Consider the following 19,453-nt stretch of genomic DNA (forward strand, 5'->3'; position numbering starts at 1 on the left):
AGCGAATGGAGGACGATGCGCCTAGAGGAATGACTGTCCACGACAGAACCCGGCTTATCGGCCGGCTCCGCCCCTTCTTCGCGCAGCGAAGAAGGGGCGCCCACGCGAGCCGACTTGTGGCTGCGCCAAAAGTCCGCCCGCGCGGGTCCCCGCTGTGCCACCAGATCCCCGCCCCTGTCGGGGCGCCCCCTTGACTCAAGGGGGCTGACGCCGGCGCCCCCCGGCGGTCGACTCCTTCGCGCGGCTCGTGCCCTGGGTTGTGCACTGCAGCAGCGCCCGGCGGGGTGGCGTGAGCGCTATGTGAAGCGGGTGAGTCGCGCTTTCCGGGAAGGCGAATCTTAAAATTTGAGACGAAACAGCGGCTTGTGGATAAAGCTTGAACAATTCTCTCAAGTTGCCCGCAAGTCCTTGACAGCATTGGTGAAATTGGTCGGGAAACTTGTTGACAACCCTGTGGGCCACTCCTAAGGTGGCGACTTGTGGGGAAACCGGGAATTTCGTGGTTTTCCATGGTCGCACAGCCCGCGCAGACGGGCGCCAACGGGTAGGGCCATGTTCCAGGGCGAGACCGCCATCACCATCGACGACAAGGGCCGGCTGGCGATTCCCACCAGCTACCGGGATCTTGTCGCGCGCGAATGCGGCAACCGGCTGGTCATCACGTACAACCCGTTCGAGCCCGGATCGCTCTACCTCTATCCGCAGCCGGTCTGGGAAAAGGTCCGCGACCAGGTCAATGCCCTGCCCCGTACCCGCAGTGTCAGCCGCAACCTGCAGCTGAAGCTGGTCGGTGCGGCCACGTTCGTCGAGCCCGACGGCAGTGGCCGGATCGGCATCCCGGCCAGCCACCGCAATGCGGTCGGCATCGACAAGAAAGCCGTGCTGCTGGGCATGGGCGACAAGTTCGAGCTTTGGAGCGAGCAGGCGCACCACGCCCAGATCCGGCAGACGTTGACGGATGCCGACCTGGGCGAGGGCCTGCTCGACCTGCAGCTATGACGGGCGGTGGCGCGGATCCCCGATCCGCCCACCTTCCGGTGCTCTTCGCGCAGGTCATGGAAGGACTGCGCGTGCGTCCGGATGGAACCTACCTGGATGGCACCTTCGGGCGCGGTGGGCATGCGCGCGGGGTGCTCGACAAGCTCGGTCCCGGAGGCCGGCTGCTGCTGATGGACAAGGACCCCGAGGCGATCGACGTGGCCGGACGCGAGTTCGCCGGCGACGCGCGCGTGGCGATCCGGCGCGGCAGCTTCGCCGACCTCGCGCAGTGGGATGCGACCGCCAGCGGCCTGGACGGCGTGCTGTTCGACCTGGGCGTGTCCTCGCCGCAGCTCGACGTCGCCGCGCGCGGCTTCAGCTTCGGCAAGGACGGCCCGCTGGACATGCGCATGGACCCGGACAGCGGCGAGAGCGCGGCGCAGTGGCTGGCGCAGGCGAGCGAGATCCAGATCGCCGACGTGCTGTGGACCTACGGCGAGGAGAAGATGTCGCGCCGGATCGCGCGCGTGCTGGTCGCCCGCCGCGCGGAAACGCCGATTACCCGCACCGCGCAGCTGGCCGAGCTCATCGCTTCGGCGGTGCCGCGCCGCGACCAGAAGATCCATCCGGCCACCCGCAGCTTCCAGGCGATCCGCATCTTCATCAACCGCGAACTGGCCGATCTCGAACGCGGCCTGGACGCCGCCTTCGATCGCCTGAACGTGCACGGGCGGCTGGCGGTGATCAGCTTCCATTCGCTGGAAGACCGCATCGTCAAGCGCTTCATCGCCACGCGCGCGAAGCCGCCGGCAGGCAACCGGCGGCTGCCGGTGGAGCAGGCGTTCACGCCGACGCTGCTGGCGATCGGCGACGCGCAGAAAGCCGATTCGGCGGAGCTGGCGGCCAACCCGCGCGCGCGCAGCGCGGTGCTGCGGGTGGCGGAAAAACTTCCGGCCGCCGGAGCGCCGGCATGAGCGCGCGCATCCTGCTGGCCGTGCTGGTGCTCGCCAACGTGGTCAGCGCGATCGGCGTGGTGTTCGCACGCCACGAGCACCGCCAGCTGTTCATCCGGCTCACCGCGCTGGAGAAGGCGCGCGACGAGCTCAACATCGAATTCGGCCGCCTGCAGCTGGAGCAGGCGACCTGGGCCGAGAGCAACCGCATCGACCAGATCGCGCGCGAGCGGCTGGGGATGAAGTTCCCGGAAGCGGGTGACATCGTGGTGGTGCGCCCGTGATCGGCCGCAGCACCAAGCCCGGCAAGCAGCGTGGACGCGCGCAGTTCGACCTGCGCAAGCGGCTGTGGGTGGTGTCCGGGACGCTGCTGGCGTGCTCGCTGGCGCTGGTCGGGCGCGCGGTCGACCTGCAGATCGTCGACAACGCCTTCTATCGCGAGCAGGGCAACGAGCGCTTCCTGCGCGAGATCGCGATCCCGACCTCGCGCGGGATGATCACCGACCGCAACGGTGAACCGCTGGCGGTGTCCTCGCCGGTGGAATCGGTGTGGGGCAATCCGCAGGAACTGCTGAAGGTCCCCGATCGCCTGCCGGAGCTGGCCGGCCTGCTCGACGTGCCGCTGGAGCAGCTGACGCTCCGCCTGGGCCAGAAGAGCGACAAGGAATTCATGTACCTCAAGCGCCGGATCAATCCGGATGAGGCACAGGCCATCCTCGGGCATCACATCCCCGGCGTGTTTTCGCAACGCGAATTCCGCCGCTTCTACCCGCAGGGCGAAGCGCTGGCGCACGTGCTGGGCTTCACCAACATCGACGATCGCGGCCAGGAAGGCGTCGAGCTCGCCTTCGACGACTGGCTGCGTGGCACCCCGGGCGCGAAGAAGGTCATCCGCGACCGCCGTGGCCGGATCGTCGAGAACGTCGACCTGGTGCGTGCGGCGCAGCCGGGCAAGGACCTCACGCTCAGCATCGACCGTCGCATCCAGTACCTGACCTACCGCGAACTCAAGCGCACGCTGCTGGAGACCGGCGCCAGCAGTGCATCGGCGGTGGTGCTCGACATCAACACCGGCGAAGTGCTGGCGATGGCCAACCTGCCGTCGTTCAACCCCAATGCGGTCGACGGCAGCCTGCGCGACGCGCACCGAAACCGCGCGGTCACCGACGTGGTCGAGCCCGGCTCGACGATGAAGCCGATCACCGTCGCCGCCGCGCTCACCGCCGGCGTGGTCACGCCCGACACGCTGATCGACACCAACCCCGGCTGGATGCCCAACGGCCGCTATCGCACCACCGACACCCACAACCATGGTGTGCTGACGGTGACGGGCGTGATCACCAAGAGTTCCAATGTCGGCGCGGCCAAGATCGCGGCGCGGTTGCAGGACCAGCAGTTCTACGACTTCATCCGCGGCTTCGGCTATGGCAGTGCACCGCACAGCGGGTTCCCGGGCGAGTCGGCGGGCGTGCTGCCGTCGCCGTCGCGCTGGAGCGGCACCAGCAAGCAGACGATCTCCTACGGCTACGGCCTGTCGGCGACGCCGCTGCAGATTGCCGAAGCCTACGCGGCGATGGCCAACGGCGGACGGCTGATCGCGCCGACCTTCGTCAAGGGCCAGCGCAACGAAGCGCAGCAGGCGCTGGAGCCCAAGATCGCGCATGAAGTGATGAAGATGATGCAGACGGTGACCGAGCCCGGCGGCACCGCGACCACCGCGGCGATCCTGGGCTACCACGTCGCCGGCAAGACCGGCACCGCGCGCAAGGCCAGCGGCGGCAGTTATTCGCGCCGCTACATCTCGATCTTCGCCGGCGTGGTACCGGTGGACAACCCGCGCTTCTCGATGGTGGTGGTGGTCAACGAACCCGATCCCAGCCGTCGCGGTTACTACGGCGGATCGGTGTCCGGGCCGGTGTTCCACAACGTCATGGAAGGCGCGCTGCGGCTGATGGACGTGCCGCCGGACGACATCGACACCTGGCTCGCGGTGCAGGCGCAAAAGCGCGCAGCAGGCGCGGCGGGTGCGGCAGGCGGGGACGCCGTGCCCACGCCTGCCGGGCCCGTGACACAGGGTGGCGATCCCATCCCCGCCGCGCCGACGGCTTCGCGCATCCCGGGTTCCGACGCGCGCGTCCCGGCCGCCGCGGGAGGGCAGCGATGACCCGCGCGATGCTGCTGGCCGAACTGCTGCCCGATGTCGCCGGCGTCCCGGCGGATCTGGCGATCACCGGCCTGGTGCAGGACAGCCGCGCCGTGCGTGCGGGTGATGCGTTCGTCGCGATCGGGCCGGTCGCCAACGACATGGCTTCGCACGGGCTGCGTTTCGCGACGCAGGCGCGCCAGGCCGGCGCCGCGATCGTATTGTTCGAGCCGCCCGCACCGGCGGAATGGCCGGCGCCGGCCGATGCGCTGCCGGTGCCCGGGTTGCAGGCGCGCATCGGCGCGATCGCCGATCGTTTCCACGGCAGTCCATCGCAGGCGATGACCGTCGTCGGCGTCACCGGCACCAACGGCAAGACCTCGACGGTGCAGTTGCTGTCGCAGGCCTGGGCCTTGCGCGGCGTCACCGGCGGCAGCATCGGCACGCTCGGCGCCGGCCTGTACGGCCAGGTCGTGCCGACCGGCTTCACCACCCCGCTGGTGTTGCAGTTGCACGAACTGCTGGCGCGGATGCATGAAGCCGGCGCGACCGCGGTCGCGATGGAAGTCAGCTCGCACGCGCTCGACCAGGGACGCGTGGATGGCGTGCATTTCGACGTCGCCGTGTTCACCAACCTCACCCGCGACCATCTGGATTATCACGGCGACATGGATGCCTACGGCCAGGCCAAGGCGCGGCTGTTCCAGTGGCCGGGACTGCGCGCGGCGGTGCTCAACCTCGACGACGGCTTCGGCCGCGAACTGCGCGCCTCGCTTCCGGCCGGCACCCGCGGCATCGGCGTCAGCTCGCGCGGCGCGCAGGCCGACGTGCGCGCGGAAAACATCGCCCTCGATGCCGGCGGGATCGCGTTCGACCTGGTGATCGGCGACGTGCGCTCGGACGTGCGCTCACCGCTGCTTGGGCGCTTCAACGTCGACAACCTGCTGGCGGTCGCGGGCGCGCTGCATGCGCTCGGCGACGCGCCGGACACGATTGCCGGGACGCTTGAGCAGCTGCAGCCGGTGGCCGGGCGCATGACCCGCATCGGCGGGCAGGGTGGCATGCCGCTGGTGGTGGTGGACTACGCACACACGCCCGATGCGCTGGAGCAGGCGTTGGCCTCGCTGCGCGAACACGCGCACGGCCGGCTGGTGTGCGTGTTCGGCTGCGGGGGCGAGCGCGATCGCGGCAAGCGCCCGCAGATGGCCGCGATCGCCGAACGTAGCGCCGATGCGGTCATCGTCACCGACGACAATCCGCGCGACGAGGAAGGCGATGCGATCGTCGCCGACATCCTCGCCGGTTTCGCCAGGCCGGCGGTGGTCACCGTCGAGCGCGATCGCGCGGCGGCGATCGGACGTGCCATCGGCGAGGCCGGCGCCGGCGACATCGTGCTGGTCGCTGGCAAGGGCCACGAGCCCTACCAGGAAATCGCCGGCGTGCGCCATCCCTTCGACGACGTGCAGGTCGCCACGCGCGCCCTGGCGCAGGCACGGGAGGCGCGCGCATGAAGCCGGTGCCGCTGAGCCGCGTCGCGCAATGGACCGGGGGCCGCCTCGACGGACCCGACGTGCTGATCGACGCGATCGCCACCGACACCCGCACGCTGGATGCCAGCGACGGTCGCGCGGCGCTGTTCATCGCGCTCAAGGGCGAGCGCTTCGACGGTCACGCGCACGTGCGCGACGCGATCGATGCCGGCGCGCGCGCCGCGCTGGTCGCGCATCCGGTGGACGCCGCGATCCCCCAGGTCGTGGTCGCCGATACCGAGCGCGCGCTGGCCGCGTTCGCCGCGGCGATGCAGCACGCGCGCAACGGCAAGGTGGTTGCTATCACCGGCAGCAACGGCAAGACCAGCGTCAAGACGCTGCTGCTGTCGATCCTGCAGCGCGCCGCGGCCGAGGCCGGCGGCGTGGCCTACGCCAATCCCGGCAACCGCAACAACGAGATCGGCTTGCCGCTGGCGGTGCTGGATGCGCCGGAAGATGCGCTGTATTCGATCTACGAGATGGGCGCCGGCAAGCCGGGCGACATCGCCTATCTCACCGCGATCGCGCGTCCCGATGTCGCGCTGGTGAACAACATCGCACCGGCGCACCTGGAGCGCATGGGCAGCCTGCTCGGCGTGGCAGACACCAAGGGCGCGATCTACGACGCCCTGCCGGCCGGCGGGGTGGCGGTGATCAACGCCGACGATGCCTTCGCGCCGTATTTCGCCGAGCGCGCGCATGGACGTCGCCTGCTTCGATTCGGCCTCGACGCCAGCGCCGACATCACCGCGCGCGACGTCGTCGCCACCGACGGCGGCACCCGCTTCGTGCTGGCGACACCGGTGGGCGAAATCGCCGTCGCGCTGGCGTTGCCCGGCCGCCACAACCTGCTCAACGCGCTCGCCGCAGCGTCGCTCGCGCGCGGCGTGGGGGCACCGTTGCCGGCGATCGCGGCCGGGCTGGATGCCGCGCGCGCAGTCGCCGGCCGCCTGGTCACCCACCGCCTTGCCAATGGCGCAACCCTGATCGACGACAGTTACAACGCCAATCCGGGTTCGTTGAACGCCGCGATCGATACCCTCGCCGGGCTGTCCGGCGAGAGCTGGCTGGTGCTGGGCGACATGCGTGAGTTGGGCGTCGACGCCGAAGCGCTGCACGCCGAAGCCGGGCGCCGTGCCAAGGCCGCGGGCATCGCGCGGCTGTACACGCTTGGCCCGCTGAGCGCCGCCGCGGCCAAGGCCTTCGGCGACGGCGCGCGACACTTCGAAAACCACGCCGCGCTCGCCGATGCGCTGTGTCCGGAACTCGCCGACAACGTGCGCGTGCTGGTCAAGGGCTCGCGCGGCAGCGCGATGGACAGGATCGTGCGCGCCCTGCTGCCGCACGCGGAGGACACCCATGCTTCTTGAGCTCACCCGCTGGCTCGAGCAGCTGCAGGCGCACTTCGGCCTGTTCGCCTACCTCACCTTCCGCGGCATCCTCAGCGCATTGACCGCATTGGCGCTGTCGCTGTGGTGGGGGCCGGCGACGATCCGCCGGCTGGCCCTGTTCAAGGGCGGCCAGCCGATCCGCAGCGACGGCCCGCAGACGCATTTCTCCAAGGCCGGCACGCCGACCATGGGCGGCGCGCTGATCCTGATCACGGTGCTGGCGTCGGTGCTGCTGTGGGGCGACCTGCGCAACAAGTACGTGTGGCTGGTGTTGGCGGTGATGGTGGCCTTCGGCGCGATCGGCTGGTACGACGACTGGCTGAAGATCGTCAAGCGCGATCCCAACGGCATGAAGTCGCGCTGGAAATACCTGCTGCAGTCGCTGCTGGGACTCGCGGTCGGCTTGTTCCTGTACTACACCGCGGACGTGCCGGCCGCGACCACGTTCTACATCCCGTTCTTCAAGGCGGTCGCGCTGCCACTGGTGAGCGTGAGCTTCGTCGCCATCGCCTACCTGTGGGTCGTGGGGTTCTCCAACGCGGTCAACCTCACCGATGGCCTCGACGGCCTGGCGATCATGCCGACGGTGCTGGTCGCCTGCGCGCTGGGCGTGTTCGCCTACGCATCGGGCAACGCGGTGTTCTCGGCCTACCTGCAGATCCCGCAGGTGCCGGGCGCCGGCGAACTGGTGATCATCTGCGCCGCGATTGCCGGCGCGGGGCTGGGCTTTTTGTGGTTCAACACCTACCCGGCGATGGTGTTCATGGGCGACATCGGCGCGCTCGCGCTGGGCGCGGTGCTGGGCACGATCGCGGTGATCGTGCGCCAGGAACTAGTGCTGGTGATCATGGGCGGCGTGTTCGTGGTCGAAACGCTGTCGGTGATGATCCAGGTCGGCTCGTTCAAGCTCACCGGCAAGCGCGTATTCCGGATGGCGCCGATCCACCACCACTTCGAGCTCAAGGGCTGGCCGGAGCCGCGGGTGATCGTGCGCTTCTGGATCATCTCGGTGGTGCTGGTGCTCGTGGGCCTCGCCACGTTGAAGGTGCGCTGATGCACGACGCGCCCTACGTCCGCCAGGCGACCCGGCTCGACGCGATCCCCGGGCGCTTCGACCCGTGGCTGCTCGGGGCATCCGTCGCGCTCGCCGCGCTGGGCGTGGTGATGGTCGCGTCGAGCTCGATCGCGATGAATTCCGATCCGTTCTACTACCTCACCCGCCACGTCGTGTTCCTCGTTGGCGGCATCGCGCTCGCGGGCTGGGCGATGCGGACCGAGTTGAAGACGGTCGAGAAGCACAACCAGTGGCTGCTGCTGGCCTGCTTCGTGCTGCTGGCGCTGGTGTTCGTGCCCGTGCTTGGCAGCAGCGTCAACGGCGCGCGGCGCTGGATCAACCTCGGCGTGGCGCGCTTCCAGACGGTGGAAGCGGTGAAGGTGCTGTACATCGTGTGGCTGTCCAGCTACCTCGTGCGTTTCCGCGACGAGGTCAATGCGACCTGGCCGGCGATGCTCAAGCCGCTCGGCGTCGCCGGCGGGTTGGTGCTGTTGCTGCTGCTGCAGCCGGACTTCGGTTCCTCGACGCTGCTGCTGGCGATCACCGCCGGCATGCTCGTGCTCGGCGGCGTCAACCTGCCGCGGATGTCGGCGCCGGTGGTGGTGGGCCTGCCGCTGTTCGCCTTCATCGCGATCCTGGAGCCTTACCGGCTGCGCCGGATCACCTCGTTCATGGATCCGTGGAAGGACCAGCTCGGCTCGGGCTACCAGCTGTCCAATGCGCTGATGGCGGTCGGCCGCGGCGAATGGTTCGGCGTCGGCCTCGGCGCCTCGGTGCAGAAGCTCAACTACCTGCCCGAAGCGCATACGGATTTCATTTTCTCGGTCATCGCCGAGGAGCTCGGCTTCGTCGGCGTGTGCCTGGTGATCGGCTTGTATGCGCTGCTGGTCGGGCGCGCGTTCTGGCTGGGCTACCGCTGCGTGGAGATGCGCCGCTACTTCGCCGGCTATTGCGCGTTCGGCATCGCGTTGTCGGTCGCGCTGCAGAGCTTCGTCTCGATCGGCGTCAACCTCGGGCTGCTGCCGACCAAGGGCCTGACGCTGCCGCTGATTTCTTCCGGCGGCTCGAGCGTGCTGATGACCTGCGTGGCGCTGGGCCTGCTGCTGCGCGTGTCCTACGAGCTCGATCGCGCCGAACGCCAGGTCGCCAAGCTGCGCGGAGATGCCGTCCAGCCGACCCGTGGCACCGTGCCTTCAACCACCCAGCCACCGGTGCAAGCACCGGCGCGTACGGGGCCGCGCCCGCGCCGGGTGGAACCGGTGCCGGGCATCGCCGCCGCGCTGAGGAAGGGCGCATGAATGCCGTGAACGCCAACGTGACGACGGCGGCCGATACGCCGCACACGAATGCACCGGTGATGATCCTGGCCGGGGGCACCGGCGGGCACATCTTCCCGGGCCTCGCCGTCGCGTCGGTGCTGCAGGCGCGCGGCGTGCCGGTGGTCTGGCTGGGCGCGGACGGTGGCATGGAAACCCGGCTGGTGCCGGCGCGTGGGATCGCGATCGATACCATCCCGGTCCGCGGCCTGCGCGGCAAGGGACTGTCCACGCTGATGGTCGCGCCGCTGCGCGTCTACGCCGCCACCCGCGCTGCGACCCGCGTGCTGCGCACGCGCCGGCCACGCGCGGTGGTGAGTTTCGGTGGTTATGCCGCAGGGCCCGGCGGCATCGCGGCGCGACTGCAACGCACGCCGCTGATCGTGCACGAGCAGAACCGCGCGCCGGGCATGACCAACCGCGTGCTGGCGCGCTTCGCACGACGGGTGCTGACCGGCTTCCCGCAGACCTTCAAGCGCGTGCGCGAGGAAGTCGTCGGCAATCCGGTGCGCCCCGAAATCGCCTCGCTGCCGCCGCCCGATGAGCGCCTGCCGCTGCGCAATGGCGCGCTGCGCGTGCTCGTTCTGGGCGGCAGCCAGGGTGCGCGCGCGCTCAACAGCGCCGTGCCGCGCGCGCTCGCGGGTTTCGGCGGCGCGGTCGACGTGCGCCACCAGTGCGGCGAGAAGCTGCGCGACGAGGCCACGCGCGCCTATGCCGACGCCAGGGTCGTCGCCTCGGTCGAGCCCTTCATCGCCGACATGGCCGCCGCCTACGCCTGGGCCGACCTCGTCGTCTGCCGCGCCGGCGCGTTGACGCTCGCCGAAGTCTGCGCCGCGGGCATCGGCAGCCTGCTGGTGCCGTTCCCGCAGGCGGTCGACGACCACCAGACTCGCAATGCCGAATACCTGGTCGAACGCGGTGCGGCGCGCCTGCTGCCGCAGGGCGATTCGCTCGCCGACGAGTTGCGCATCGCGTTGACCGAGCTCGCCGCCGATCCCGCCAGGCGCTTGGCGATGGCGCAGGCGGCACGCGCGCTGGCCAGGCCCGATGCGGCTGAACGCGTCGCCGACATCGTGCTCGCGGCCAGCGCCAGCACGGCACCGGCGAGGACCGCCGCATGAGCCTGCGCCGCCTGCTCGCCACCCGCGACCTGCCGCAGGCCGAAGTCGCGCGCGCCGGCGCCGACGGTACCCCGGCGCGGGTGCATTTCGTCGGCATCGGCGGCGTCGGCATGAGCGGCATCGCCGAAGTCCTGTGCACGCTGGGCTACCAGGTGTCGGGATCGGACAACGCCGACAATGCGACGACGCGGCGGCTGGCGACGCTGGGCGCCACGATCCAGCGCGGCCACGCCGCCGAACACGTGGTCGGCGCCGACTGCGTGGTGGTGTCCAGCGCCATCAAGCGCGACAACGCCGAACTGGTCGAAGCGCGCACGCGGCGGATCCCGATCGTGCCGCGCGCGGAAATGCTCGCCGAGCTGATGCGCTTCCGCCGCGGCATTGCCGTGGCCGGCACCCATGGCAAGACCACCACGACGTCACTGCTGGCCAGCGTGCTGGGCGAGGGCGACCTGGATCCGACCTTCGTCATCGGCGGCAAGCTGCTCGCGGCCGGCGCCAACGCGCGCCTGGGTGGGGGTGACTGGCTGGTGGCCGAAGCCGACGAAAGCGACGGCAGCTTCCTGCGGCTCAACCCGCTGGTGGCGATCGTGACCAACATCGACGCCGACCACCTGGAGAATTACGGCGGCGACTTCGCGCGCGTGCAGGCGGCGTTCGCCGAGTTCCTGCACCGGCTGCCGTTCTACGGCCTGGCGGTGCTGTGCATCGACGATGCCGAGGTCGCGGCGCTGGCGCGCGATACCTCGCGCCACGTCATGACCTACGGGTTCGATGCCGCCGCCGACGTGCGCGCCGAGGACGTACGCCAGCAGGGCGCGTGCATGCACTTCATGCTCTGCCTGCCCGACGATACCCGCACCCCCATCGAACTGGCCCTCCCCGGGCGGCACAACGTGCAGAACGCGCTCGCCGCGGCGGCGGTGGGCTGGCAGCTCGGCGTCGAACCGGCGGCCATCGCGGCGGCGCTGCAGAAGTTCGCCGGCATCGGCCGCCGCTTCAACCTGCTGGCGCAACTGCGCACGGACAAGGGCGCGACGGTACAGCTGGTGGACGACTACGGCCACCATCCGAAGGAACTCGAAGCGGTATTCGCCGCGGCGCGCGGTGGCTGGCCGGACAAGCGGCTGGTGGTGGCCTTCCAGCCGCACCGCTACAGCCGCACGCGCGACCTGTTCGACGACTTTGCCGGCGTGCTGTCCAGCGTCGACGCGCTGGTGCTGACCGAGGTCTACCCGGCTGGCGAGGCGCCGATCGTCGGTGCCGATGCCAAGTCGCTGGCGCGCGCCATCCGCAGCCGTGGCCGCGTCGATCCGGTGCTGGTCAACGCGCCCTCCGACCTGGCGACGGTGTTGCCCGACGTGCTGCGCGACGGCGACCTGCTGCTGCTGATGGGCGCCGGCGATATCGGTCACGCCGCGCAGCAGCTGGCCGCCCATGGATTTTCAGGAGAATCGAAGTGACATCGCAACACGCCGCGCTCCCCGCCCTGAAGGTCACCGATCCGGCCGCGTTCGGCCGCGTCGCGGTGCTCATGGGCGGTACCAGTTCCGAGCGCGAGGTGTCGCTGGATTCCGGCCGCAACGTGCTGGAGGCACTGCGCGCGCGCGGCGTCGCCGCCGATGCGGTCGACGGCATTCCCACGCTGCTGCGCGAACTGCAGGACGGCCACTTCGCGCGCGTGTTCAACATCCTGCACGGCAACAACGGCGGCGGCGAGGACGGCATCCTGCAGGGGTTGCTGGAAGCCTTGCGCGTGCCCTACACCGGCTCCAACGTGCTCGGCTCGGCGTTGAGCATGGACAAGATCCGCAGCAAGCAAGTGTGGCTGTCGCTCGGCCTGCCGACGCCGCGCTATGCGCGGATCGAGAAGGGCGGAGACGTGCATGCCGCGGCGCGCGGAATCGGGCTGCCGGTGATCGTCAAGCCGTCCTGCGAAGGCTCCAGCGTCGGTGTCTCGCGCGTGCTCACCGACGCCGACCTCGACGACGCCGTCGCACTCGCCGCCAAGTATCCCGGGGAGCTGCTGATGGAGCAGATGATCCAGGGCGACGAACTGACCGTCGGCATCCTCGGCGATGTTGCGCTGCCGTCGATCCGGATCGTGCCCAAGGGCCAGTGGTACGACTACCACGCCAAGTACATCGCCGAGGACACCCAGTACCTGTGCCCGGGCCTGGACGGCGAGGCGGAAGCCGAGATCCGCCGCATCGCGCTGGACGCCTTCCGCGCGGTCGGCTGCAGCGGCTGGGGCCGGGTCGATGTCATGCGCGACAACAGCGCGCGCGATCGCAACAGCGGCGGGTTCTTCCTGCTCGAGGTCAACACCGCGCCCGGCATGACCAGCCATTCGCTGGTGCCCAAGGCCGCGCGCGAGATGGGCGTGGATTTCGGCGAGCTGTGCTGGCGGATCCTGGAGATGACGGTATGAGCGCCGCCCTGCGCATCCTGGCCTGGACGCTGGCGCTGCTGCTGGTGACGTTGCCGGTGGTCGCGCTCGTCAACGGCTGGGTGGGCGCCGAGCACTGGCCGCTGCGCACCCTGCGGGTGGAAGGCCACCTGCAGCGGGTGGATCCGCAGCGCCTGCGCGCCACGGTGCTGCCGTATGCCGCCGAAGGCTTCTTCGCCGTGCAGCTGGCCGACGCGCAGGCCGCGGTGTCGCGGCTGCCGTGGGTGGAGCACGCCGAAGTACGCAAGCGCTGGCCTGACGTGCTCGAAGTGCGCATCGTCGAGCACCGCCCGTTCGCGCACTGGGGCCGCGACCGGCTGCTGTCCGAGCATGGCCGGCTGTTCCCGGCCAATGGCGCGGCGCCCGACCACCTGCCGCGGCTCGATGGACCGGATGCCCGGGTGGCCGACGTGGTCGCCTTGTTCAACCAGTCGCGCGCGATGTTCGCGCCCAGCGGCGTCGACGTGCGTGCGCTCACGCTCGATCCGCGCGGCAGCTGGTCGCTGGTGCTGTCCAGCGGCACCGACGTGGTCGTCGGCAGCAGCGAGGCGCGCCTGCGCCTGGCCCGCTTCGCGCGGTTGATGCCGCAACTGCTGTCGCAGAAGCAGCTGCCGCTGGCGCGCGCGGACCTGCGCTACACCAATGGATTCGCATTGACCTGGGCGCAGAAGGCGGACGGGGCGAACGACGGCCCTGGATTCGTCGACGACGCATCGCGCCGGCGTCCAGTCATCGCGGCCGCAATGCAACGCCGCGATCCATCGTCGCTTGCGCCCGTCCCGCTTTCCCCTTTCCGATCCACGGCTGTCCAATCATGAACCGCAAAGGCGACAAGGCCCTCATCGTCGGCCTCGACATCGGCACCTCCAAGGTCGTGGCACTGGTCGGCGAATTCTCCCCGGGCAACCCGATCGAAGTGATCGGGATCGGTTCCCACGAATCGCGCGGGCTCAAGCGCGGCGTGGTGGTCGACATCGAATCCACCGTGCAGTCGATCCAGCGCGCGGTCGAGGAAGCCGAGCTGATGGCCGGCTGCGAGATCCGCTCGGTGTACGCGTCGATCTCCGGCAACCACGTGCAGTGCCGCAATTCGCCGGGCATCGTCCCGATCCGCGACGGCGAGGTGACGTGGTCGGACCTGGACCGCGTGCTCGAAGCGGCGAAGGCGGTGGCCATCCCCGCCGACCAGAAGATCCTGCATGCGATCCCGCGCGAGTACGTGCTCGACGATTCGCAGGAAGGCATCCGCAATCCGGTCGGCATGACCGGCGTGCGGCTGGAGGTGCACGCGCACCTGGTCGTGTGCGCGCAGTCGGCCGCGGCCAACATCAGCAAGTGCGTGCAGCGCTGCGGGCTGCAGGTCGACGACCTGATCCTGTCGTCGCTGGCCTCGGCCACCGCGGTGCTGACCGCCGACGAGCGCGAGCTCGGCGTGGTGCTGGTCGACCTCGGCGCCGGCACCACCGACCTGGCGGTGTTCCTGCAGGGCGCGATCGCGCACAGCGCGTCGCTGCCGATCGCCGGCGACAAGGTGACCGAGGACATCGCGCACATGCTGCGCACGCCCACGCCGGAGGCCGAGCAGATCAAGGTCCGCTACGCCTGCGCGCTGGCGCAGCTGGCCAAGGCCGAGGAAAGCATCCAGGTCCCCAGCGTGGGCGAGCGGCCGCCCCGGCGCATGCCGCGCCAGTCGCTGGCGCAGGCGGTGCAGGCGCGCTACGAGGAGATCTTCGAGATGGTGCAGGCCGAACTGCGCCGCAGCGGCTTCGAGCAGCACGTGCGCGCGGGCATGGTCCTGACCGGCGGCGCGTCAAAGATGGAAGGCGTGGTCGAGCTCGCGGAAGAGATGCTGCAGATGCCGGTGCGCGTGGGCATCCCGCAGCACGTGACGGGCCTTGGCGAGGTGGTCGGCAACCCGGTGCATGCCACCGGCGTCGGCCTGCTGCTGATGGGAAGCCAGATCGAACATCCGCGGCGGCCGGTGATCCCGACCGGGCGCGCGGGGAGTTTTCTCAACAAGTTGAAGAACTGGTACCGCGGCGAATTCTGACGCGGCCGGAGCACGGTGGCGGGTGGTGGCGGCGAAGGCGAAGGCGAAGGCGAAGGCGAAGGCGGCGGGCAGGGCAGGCAGGACTTTTGCGGTAGGCAACAGGCAATTCACATAAACGTCGGAGTCGTGGTGGGTGGCGAACGAAGCGGGCTTCGGATCACCCCATCCAACGCGAATCACGGCACTTACAACGAGGACGTGGTCATGGCGCATTTCGAACTGGTGGAAAAGATGGCCCCGAATGCGGTCATCAAGGTAGTGGGCGTGGGCGGCGGTGGCGGCAACGCGGTCGCGCACATGGTCAACGGCAATGTGGACGGGGTGGAGTTCATCACCGCCAACACCGACGCGCAGGCGATCAAGAACTGCGGCGCGAAACTGCAGCTGCAGCTGGGCAGCAACGTCACCAAAGGCCTGGGCGCAGGCGCGAATCCGGAAGTCGGCCGCCAGGCGGCGCTGGAGGATCGCGAGCGGATCATGGACGCGCTCGGTGGCGCCGACATGGTGTTCATCACCGCCGGCATGGGCGGCGGCACCGGCACCGGTGCGGCGCCGGTGGTGGCGCAGCTGGCCAAGGAGATGGGCATCCTCACGGTCGCGGTCGTGACCAAGCCGTTCCCGTTCGAAGGCCGCCGGCGCATGCAGGTCGCGCTCAAGGGCATCGATGAGCTGAGCCAGCACTGCGACTCGCTGATCACGATCCCCAACGAAAAGCTCATCACCGTGCTCGGCCGCAACGCGACCATGATCCAGGCCTTCCGTGCCGCCAACGACGTGCTGCTCGGCGCCGTGCAGGGCATCGCCGACCTGATCGTGCGTCCGGGCCTGATCAACGTCGACTTCGCCGACGTGCGCACCGTGATGTCGGAGATGGGCCTGGCGATGATGGGCACCGGCCATGCGCGTGGCGACGATCGTGCGTCGGCCGCGGCCGAGTCGGCGATCCAGAACCCGCTGCTGGACGACGTCAACCTGTCCGGCGCCAACGGCATCCTGGTCAACATCACCGCCGGTCCCGATTTCACCATGGCCGAGTTCGACGAGGTCGGGCGCACCATCGAGAACTTCGCCAGCGAGGATGCCACCGTCGTCATCGGCACCGTGCTCGATCCGGACATGCAGGACGAAGTGCGGGTCACGGTCGTGGCGACCGGGCTCAACCGTGCGGTCTCGCGGCAGCCGGTGCGCGACCGCGCCGACTTCGGCATGGACGTGCCGAGCCGCAAGCCGCAGGTGCAGCTGATCCACAGCCAGGGCCGTCGCGACGGCACCACCGGGATGCTGCTCGACGAGTCCGACGCCTATGCGCCGAACCCGGGCCAGGGCATCGGTGCCAGCCTGCGCCGCGGCGCCAGCGAGGCGGCGGCGCCGGCGGTGGCCGACTTCGGCAGCGACAGCAGCTACCTGGACATCCCGGCGTTCCTGCGCCGGCAGGCCGACTGAGGCCGGCCCGCAGGTCGCACCACGTCCCCTCCGCCAGGCCTGCGCCGGCCTGGCGGGCTCCTCTTGGCCGGTCGGCTGTGACAGCCGGCCGGCGGTTTTGCCACGCCGCAGGATGTCCGGTCGAAGGCGCCCGGGATCGGATGGGCTCGCGGCTGAAGCCGCTCCTGGGCTGAGCCCACGGAGGGCCCCGGCCAGGCCAGGCGTTCGGTCCGGTGGCGATTCAGCCTTGCGTGCTAACCTTGGCGACCTTCGACGGCCGCTGGCCGTCGCCCGCGACCGGCCGCCGCCTTGACGCCGCCCGCCGCGCCAGACTCGAGCCTGCATGCTCAAGCAACGCACCCTCAAGAATGTGATCCGCGCCACCGGCGTCGGGCTGCACAGCGGCGAGAAGGTCTATCTCACGCTGCGCCCGGCTGCAGTGGACACCGGCATCGTGTTCCGCCGCGTCGACCTCGACCCCGTGGTCGAGATCCCGGCCGATGCCAACCTCGTCACCGAGACGATGCTGTGCACCGGGCTGTCGCGCGACGGCGGCAAGGTGATGACGATCGAACACCTGATGTCGGCCTTCGCCGGCCTGGGCATCGACAACGCCTACGTGGATCTCTCGGCGCCGGAAGTGCCGATCATGGATGGCTCGGCCGGTCCGTTCGTGTTCCTGCTGCAGTCGGCGGGGATCGTCGAGCAGGCGGCCGCCAAGCGCTTCATCCGCATCACCCGGCCGCTGGAAGTGCGCGATGGCGACAAGCTGGCCCGGTTCACGCCCTACGACGGCTTCCGGCTCGGCTTCACCATCCAGTTCGAGCACCCGATGATCCCGGCGACGCAGTCGCGGGCGGAGGTGGAGTTCTCCACCGCGGCCTACGTCAAGGAAGTCAGCCGCGCGCGCACCTTCGGTTTCATGCGCGACCTGGAGTTCATGCGCGAGCGCAACCTCGGGCTGGGCGGCTCAATGGACAACGCGATCGTGCTGGACGAGTTTCGGGTGCTCAACGACGACGGCCTGCGCTATGGCGACGAGTTCGTCCGCCACAAGATCCTGGATGCGGTCGGCGACCTGTACCTGGCGGGGCACGCGATCCTGGGGGCGTTCGAGGGCTTCAAGTCCGGCCACGCGCTGAACAACAAGCTGGTGCGGGCGCTGCTGGCCGAGCGCTCGGCGTGGGAGGAAGTGAGCTTCCCCGAAGTCGACGTCGCACCCATCGGCTATGGGCCTGCGCTGGCCGTCTAGGGCCCGGATTCGCCCAACCGCCGCCGAAAGCGCACTTCCGGGCGGGTCCCGACCTTGTTTCGCTGCCGGTCGCGATGCGGGCCTGCGCACCCTTCCCGGAGCGCAAGTCTCCTGATGGGTTAGCGATTGCTTAACCCTTCATCGGTCCATCGCGGCTAGGATGCCCCCTCCCCGGCGCCCGGCCCGTCCGCAAGGACCCGCGGCACGGGGGATTCAGGCGTCGCTTTCCGATTCGCCCGGCCCTGGTCCAGGGGTGGGCGGGTGGAGCGACGCCAAGGCAGCGTCCAGCGCCCCACGCGCGGCTGCCGACATCGGCAAGGCGGCACGCGGCGGCGCGGCGTCCGGAGCGGGCGAGCGCGTGGCCGTGCGGATGAGCACCTCGCTGACATCCAGCCCGACGGATCGGGCGGCGTCGAGCAGGTCGGCGGTGGCCAGGCGCAGGCGCGCATGCCACACCGGCGCATCGACGAGGAACACCAGCTGTCCTCCATTCACGTTAGCCAGCCGCGCGTGCGCGGCCAGTGAAGGGGGCAGGTGGGGCCGCAATCGCTGTTCCAGCGCGTCGAGCCACAGGGCGCGGCGGATCGGATCGGCGTTATTGCCGGTCAACAGCGCTTCGAGCGCGACGCGCGGCCTCCTGGGCGATCCGGGTGGCGCGTTCGACGAATGGGAACCCGACATCGCATGACCTTCGACAACAGTGTTTCGAACCTGATCCACCATACCCGCGCCCGCTTCGCCCGTCTCGGGGCGCAGCTGGCCCAGCGCTCGTGGCAGCGTCCACGCCTGGCACAGGGTGCCTGGTTGGGGGCGGGGTTCGTCCTCGGCGCCGGCCTGTGCACCGGCGCGGGGTATGCGGAGGTGGCGCACCTGCACCGGCAGGCGGCCAGCCAGCAGGCGCAGCTCGACGCCACCCGCGCGCAGGCGCAGCGCGAGGTCAACGCATTGGCCGCGCGGCTGGGCGAACTGCAGGCCGAGGCCAACCGCCTCAACGCGCTGGGCGAGCGGCTGACCCGCACCGGGCAGCTGGCCGATGGCGAATTCGACTTCGACAAACCGGTCGGCATCGGCGGTGTCGGCCCGGTCCACGACCTGCCGGCGAGCGAGCTGCGCCAGGGCCTGGACCAGCTGGCGAAGCAGTTCCACGCCTCCGGCGAGCAGTTGTCGGTGCTCGACTCGCTGCTGTTCAACCGCAGGCTCGATGCCGAATCGCTGCCGTCGCGGATGCCGATCGCGCACAGCTACATCACCTCCGGCTTCGGCGGTCGCGCCGATCCGTTCGGCGGCGGCGCCGCCTTCCACAAGGGCATCGATTTCCACGCCAACATGGGCGACCCGGTGCTGGCCGTGGCCGACGGCGTGGTCAGTTACGCCGGCGTGCGCTCGGGCTACGGCAACGTGGTGGAGATCGACCACGGCAACGGCTACGTGACCCGCTACGCGCACAACTCGCGGCTGCTGGTGCAGGTCGGCGACCTGGTGCGCAGCGGCCAGCAGGTGGCGAAGGCCGGATCGACCGGCCGCTCCACCGGCGCCCACGTGCATTTCGAAGTCTGGGTCAACGGCGCGGTGGTCAATCCGCGCAAGTTCCTCGGCCAGGCGGCTCCGGTCACCCGGGGCTGAGCAGGCGGGGTTGGCATGCGGGCTTGATCCGCCGCACGGCGGCCCCATTCATCCCAGCGGTGACCTGGCGTGCCCGCCCGGCCATCGCAGGGCGAGCCATCGGCAGGGCGCGCTACAATGCGCGTTGCCAACAAAAAGGGCGCCCGGCGCCCTTTTTTATTGCCGGTCGCTT

17 protein-coding genes are annotated in these 19,453 nt (G+C 70.0%); 16 read left to right on the top strand and 1 reads right to left on the bottom strand.

Annotated elements, in window-relative coordinates:
- The first annotated feature begins 552 nt into the window (after window positions 1-552).
- From mraZ to lpxC, 15 genes are all read left to right on the top strand, one after another.
- On the top strand, window positions 553-999 hold the full coding sequence (gene mraZ, locus G7B67_RS05960) for a division/cell wall cluster transcriptional repressor MraZ (RefSeq protein WP_166209429.1): 447 nt from the start codon (window positions 553-555) through the stop codon (window positions 997-999).
- On the top strand, window positions 996-1,952 hold the full coding sequence (gene rsmH / locus G7B67_RS05965) for a 16S rRNA (cytosine(1402)-N(4))-methyltransferase RsmH (RefSeq protein ID WP_166209432.1): 957 nt from the start codon (window positions 996-998) through the stop codon (window positions 1,950-1,952). The genes mraZ and rsmH overlap by 4 nt, the downstream gene beginning before the upstream one ends.
- Window positions 1,949-2,215: a cell division protein FtsL gene (gene ftsL, locus G7B67_RS05970; protein ID WP_166209435.1), complete on the top strand. Its 267-nt coding sequence runs from the start codon at window positions 1,949-1,951 to the stop codon at window positions 2,213-2,215. The genes rsmH and ftsL overlap by 4 nt, the downstream gene beginning before the upstream one ends.
- Window positions 2,212-4,095, top strand: coding sequence for a peptidoglycan D,D-transpeptidase FtsI family protein (locus G7B67_RS05975; protein ID WP_425482412.1), 1,884 nt, complete (start codon window positions 2,212-2,214; stop codon window positions 4,093-4,095). The genes ftsL and G7B67_RS05975 overlap by 4 nt, the downstream gene beginning before the upstream one ends.
- Entirely contained in the window at window positions 4,092-5,585 is a 1,494-nt protein-coding gene (locus G7B67_RS05980; RefSeq protein WP_166209438.1) for a UDP-N-acetylmuramoyl-L-alanyl-D-glutamate--2,6-diaminopimelate ligase, read from the top strand. The genes G7B67_RS05975 and G7B67_RS05980 overlap by 4 nt, the downstream gene beginning before the upstream one ends.
- Complete coding sequence (locus tag G7B67_RS05985) at window positions 5,582-6,973, top strand: UDP-N-acetylmuramoyl-tripeptide--D-alanyl-D-alanine ligase (RefSeq protein WP_166209441.1); 1,392 nt, start codon at window positions 5,582-5,584, stop codon at window positions 6,971-6,973. The genes G7B67_RS05980 and G7B67_RS05985 overlap by 4 nt, the downstream gene beginning before the upstream one ends.
- The gene (mraY, locus tag G7B67_RS05990) at window positions 6,963-8,048 is read left to right on the top strand and encodes a phospho-N-acetylmuramoyl-pentapeptide-transferase (protein WP_166209444.1); all 1,086 of its coding nucleotides are present in this window, start codon (window positions 6,963-6,965) and stop codon (window positions 8,046-8,048) included. The genes G7B67_RS05985 and mraY overlap by 11 nt, the downstream gene beginning before the upstream one ends.
- The gene (gene ftsW / locus G7B67_RS05995) at window positions 8,048-9,346 is read left to right on the top strand and encodes a putative lipid II flippase FtsW (RefSeq protein WP_166209447.1); all 1,299 of its coding nucleotides are present in this window, start codon (window positions 8,048-8,050) and stop codon (window positions 9,344-9,346) included. Before mraY ends, ftsW begins: the two co-directional genes overlap by 1 nt.
- Window positions 9,343-10,485 carry an undecaprenyldiphospho-muramoylpentapeptide beta-N-acetylglucosaminyltransferase gene (gene murG, locus G7B67_RS06000; RefSeq protein ID WP_425482413.1) on the top strand — a complete coding sequence of 381 codons (1,143 nt, stop codon included), beginning with the start codon at window positions 9,343-9,345 and terminating at the stop codon, window positions 10,483-10,485. The genes ftsW and murG overlap by 4 nt, the downstream gene beginning before the upstream one ends.
- On the top strand, window positions 10,482-11,948 hold the full coding sequence (gene murC / locus G7B67_RS06005; RefSeq protein WP_166209450.1) for a UDP-N-acetylmuramate--L-alanine ligase: 1,467 nt from the start codon (window positions 10,482-10,484) through the stop codon (window positions 11,946-11,948). The genes murG and murC overlap by 4 nt, the downstream gene beginning before the upstream one ends.
- Entirely contained in the window at window positions 11,945-12,916 is a 972-nt protein-coding gene (locus G7B67_RS06010; protein WP_425482414.1) for a D-alanine--D-alanine ligase, read from the top strand. Before murC ends, G7B67_RS06010 begins: the two co-directional genes overlap by 4 nt.
- Complete coding sequence (locus G7B67_RS06015; RefSeq protein WP_166209453.1) at window positions 12,913-13,752, top strand: cell division protein FtsQ/DivIB; 840 nt, start codon at window positions 12,913-12,915, stop codon at window positions 13,750-13,752. Before G7B67_RS06010 ends, G7B67_RS06015 begins: the two co-directional genes overlap by 4 nt.
- On the top strand, window positions 13,749-14,984 hold the full coding sequence (gene ftsA, locus G7B67_RS06020; protein WP_166209456.1) for a cell division protein FtsA: 1,236 nt from the start codon (window positions 13,749-13,751) through the stop codon (window positions 14,982-14,984). The genes G7B67_RS06015 and ftsA overlap by 4 nt, the downstream gene beginning before the upstream one ends.
- Window positions 14,985-15,188: 204 nt before the next feature.
- Window positions 15,189-16,427, top strand: a complete 1,239-nt coding sequence (ftsZ, locus tag G7B67_RS06025) for a cell division protein FtsZ (protein WP_166209459.1) — start codon at window positions 15,189-15,191, stop codon at window positions 16,425-16,427.
- 322 nt (window positions 16,428-16,749) lie between these two features.
- Window positions 16,750-17,658, top strand: coding sequence for a UDP-3-O-acyl-N-acetylglucosamine deacetylase (lpxC, locus tag G7B67_RS06030; protein WP_166209462.1), 909 nt, complete (start codon window positions 16,750-16,752; stop codon window positions 17,656-17,658).
- 213 nt (window positions 17,659-17,871) lie between these two features.
- Here lpxC and G7B67_RS06035 read toward each other — a convergent pair whose 3' ends face one another.
- Window positions 17,872-18,339 (bottom strand): DciA family protein, encoded by a 468-nt coding sequence (locus tag G7B67_RS06035; protein ID WP_166209465.1) that lies wholly within the window; start codon window positions 18,337-18,339, stop codon window positions 17,872-17,874.
- A gap of 3 nt (window positions 18,340-18,342) precedes the next feature.
- Here G7B67_RS06035 and G7B67_RS06040 point away from each other — a divergent pair, with 3 nt between their 5' ends.
- Window positions 18,343-19,281: a M23 family metallopeptidase gene (locus G7B67_RS06040; RefSeq protein WP_166209468.1), complete on the top strand. Its 939-nt coding sequence runs from the start codon at window positions 18,343-18,345 to the stop codon at window positions 19,279-19,281.
- The last annotated feature ends 172 nt before the right edge of the window (window positions 19,282-19,453 follow it).

This window comes from Cognatiluteimonas telluris (assembly GCF_011320095.1).
Classification (GTDB): Bacteria; Pseudomonadota; Gammaproteobacteria; order Xanthomonadales; family Xanthomonadaceae; genus Cognatiluteimonas; species Cognatiluteimonas telluris.